General features: G+C 39.3%; 2 protein-coding genes. Both read left to right on the top strand.

Annotated elements, in window-relative coordinates; genetic code table 11:
* Positions 1-214 precede the first annotated feature (214 nt).
* Positions 215-1,783 (top strand): ribonuclease Y, encoded by a 1,569-nt coding sequence (gene rny / locus KQI69_RS08435; protein WP_216564938.1) that lies wholly within the window; start codon positions 215-217, stop codon positions 1,781-1,783.
* A gap of 93 nt (positions 1,784-1,876) precedes the next feature.
* Positions 1,877-3,265 (top strand): ASKHA domain-containing protein, encoded by a 1,389-nt coding sequence (locus KQI69_RS08440; protein ID WP_216564939.1) that lies wholly within the window; start codon positions 1,877-1,879, stop codon positions 3,263-3,265.
* Positions 3,266-3,444: the final 179 nt, after the last annotated feature.

A 3,444-nucleotide genomic window follows, 5' to 3' on the forward strand; every position in this document is an offset into this window, starting at 1 on the left:
ATAGCAGCTAATAGTGTTATGAGCAAGTAGCAAAGCGGATTGTGAATATCCGTTTGACGCTAATTTATTGTCAGTTCATTCTTGACAGTCTCATGGAAAAAGTATAAAATTGATATGTTGTAGTATGTAATATGGATAGTTTTCTTTGATTGCTATATAGCTGTTTATATTATATACATTACAATGAATATTTATAAGGAGGTGCTCCTGTTCGATGGTTAGCTTACCAGTGGTTATTATTATAATCATTGTGCTTCTATTGGTTGGGATTATCGCCACAGCGCTTATTACGAAAAATGTCGCTATTACAAATTATAAAAAGAGCGAGGAAGTAAAGGTTGGAAATGCAGAGGAAAAAGCACGGGGAATTATAGATGATGCTTTGAAAACTGCTGAGACTAAGAAGCGTGAAGCACTTCTTGAAGCAAAGGAAGAAGCGATCAAGACTAAGAATGAGATTGAGCGTGAATCCAAAGAGAGAAGAGCTGAGTTGCAGCGATATGAAAAACGCGTATTGTCGAAGGAGGAAGCTCTGGATAAAAAGTCAGATGTACTTGAAAAGAAGGAAGTTAAGCTGAATGTAAAAAATGCTGAACTTGACAAGCAGAAAAAAGAGCTTGATGAACTTAAGGAAAGTCATTTGCAGGAACTTGAAAAGATATCAGGTCTGACTACTGAACAAGCGAAGGAATATCTATTAAAATCTGTTGAAGAAGATGTAAAACATGAGACGGCAGTTCTTGTTAAGGAGCTTAACAAGAAAGCTAAAGAGGAAGCTGATAAAAAGGCAAAAGATTATGTTGTCACAGCCATTCAGAGATGTGCGGCAGATCATGTTGCTGAGACGACCATATCAGTTGTGCAGCTTCCGAATGATGAAATGAAAGGTAGAATCATTGGACGAGAGGGAAGAAATATCCGTACTCTTGAAACTCTCACTGGTGTAAATCTTATTATCGATGATACACCGGAGGCAGTTGTTTTATCTGGATTTGACGGTGCGAGAAGGGAAGTTGCAAGAATCGCACTTGAAAAACTTATTGTTGATGGAAGAATCCATCCGGCAAGAATCGAGGAAATGGTCGAAAAGGCACAGAAAGAAGTTGAATCGATGATGCGTGAGGAAGGTGAAGCCGCCACATTGGAGGTAGGAGTGCATGGTATCCATCCTGAACTTATCCGTCTTTTAGGAAAGATGAAATTCAGGACGAGTTACGGACAGAATGCACTTAATCATTCGATAGAGGTTGCCCACCTTGCAGGTCTTCTTGCAGGCGAGATTGGCGTAGATGTCCGTACAGCAAAGAGAGCAGGATTACTGCATGATATAGGAAAGAGTGTTGACCAGGAGATGGAAGGCACCCATGTACAGATTGGTGCAGACCTTTGCCGTAAGTACAAAGAATCGCAGGTAGTCATAAATGCAGTAGAGGCACATCATGGTGATGTTGAGCCGGAATCTCTTATTGCCTGTATAGTACAGGCAGCAGATACGATTTCTGCTGCAAGACCAGGGGCAAGAAGAGAAACTTTAGAAACATATACAAACAGATTGAAACAATTGGAAGATATTTCAAACAGCTTTAAGGGTGTTGAGAAATCATTTGCTATCCAGGCGGGCAGAGAGGTGCGCGTCATGGTTGTTCCTGATAAGATAAGTGATGACGATATGGTATTACTTGCAAGGGATATTTCAAAGCAGATTGAGGAAGAATTAAAATACCCTGGCCAGATTAAAGTTAATGTAATCAGGGAATCCAGAGTTACAGATTATGCTAAATAGACACAGTGGACTGTAAAAGTAAGGAATCGCCTTATGGCGGTTCCTTTTTCATGATATAGGAGTATTTTATCTTATATAAAACAGAGAGGATATATGGTAGTTATCAGGAAAGAAAGATTTGCATCGGAAAAGTCTGTATCGTATGTTTCAGACAAGACAAATGGGGTTGAAATTTTAAAAAAGACAGATGATATAAAACTTGGGGCTGCGGTTGATATAGGAACGACGAGCATTGCAGTTGGTCTGTTTGATATGGGTAGCGGTACTTGTGTAGGAAATATGACTCAGACAAACTGTCAGACGAAGTACGGCACTGATGTAATGATGAGGATAATGCATTGTGTAAATGGAAAAGAGCAGCTTTTACACGATATGATAATAGAACAGATAGAACAGATACTTAAAAAGATAATACATGATAATATATCAGAAGAAATGTCATATGTTATTGACAGGATGACAGTTGTCGGAAATACGACTATGTGTCATATATTTTTGAACAGGGATGTAACAGGGCTTAAAGGTGCACCTTTTAGTATGGCGTACAAAGGCGTTGTAAAAATAAATTCAGGTGATATAGGCTTTAAAATATATGATATACCTGAGGTTATTGTGCTTGCGAATATACATTCACATGTCGGGGCAGACGCAGCGGCGGTTCTTTGTAATGAGCAGCTCTATAAAAAAGATGTAAATGAGCTTGCCATAGACATAGGAACAAATGCGGAGATAATCCTTAACAGAAAAGGTGAGGTATATGTTACTTCCACAGCGGCAGGGCCGGCATTTGAGGGAAAAGGAATCCGTTCTGGAATGAGAGCTGGTGTGGGAGCGATAAATTCCGTAAAGATAAGCAGGGTAAATGGCAATATCATACTCGGAATGTTTGATGACGGGACAAATGGATATCCAAAGGGAATCTGCGGTTCGGGGCTGATAGATGCCATTTCAGAGTTTGTGAAAGCGGGAGTGTTGACAAAAGACGGGTATTTGTTGACGAAGGATGAAGCTATGGCTTCAAATGTTAATATAAATCTGTGTGGCTGTCTTTATGGCGGTGATGAGAAAACGGGAAATTATTTTGTGTTATCAGAACAAAATAATATAGTCGTGACACAGAAGGATATAAGGAATGTACAGCTTGCGAAGGGGGCGATACAGGTTGGAGTTGAGATACTGCTTGAAAAGGCGGGCATAACGATGTCTGATATCGACAGGATAAAGATAGCAGGTGTTTTTGGAAAATTTATTCATGCATCATCGGCAATGGCGTTTGGACTGCTGCCTGATTATCCTGATAAAATCGAATTTATAGGAAACTCGGCAGGAAACGGTGCGGCGAGGGCATTATTTGACGACAGTTTTATCTCGGACATGGAGAGGATAACAGGTGATATAAGGCATATAGAACTTGCTGATGAGAGGGATTTTCAAAATAAATTTTTGAATGCAATGGAGCTTAAACAGTGGTATTATAATTAGTGTATAGATTACACTTTACAGAATGTTAAACAAAGAGGGAAAACATAGTGTGAAAAATCCACATATGCAAGATTTTTTACATCCAGGATTTGTGGCTGCGCACACCTGACACAAATCTTATGTGTGAAATATATTATATTTCGCACTATGCACAAAAAATGTGTGCAGAAATGAGGATT

The organism is Eubacterium sp. MSJ-13, from assembly GCF_018918235.1.
Taxonomy (GTDB): Bacteria; Bacillota; Clostridia; order Lachnospirales; family Lachnospiraceae; genus Butyribacter.

What these genes read in the sequence shown, in the direction of transcription:
- KQI69_RS08440 (WP_216564939.1), top strand. Translation starts at nt 1,877, where the DNA reads ATGGTAGTTATCAGGAAAGAAAGATTTGCATCGGAAAAGTCTGTATCG.
- rny (WP_216564938.1), top strand. Translation starts at nt 215, where the DNA reads ATGGTTAGCTTACCAGTGGTTATTATTATAATCATTGTGCTTCTATTG.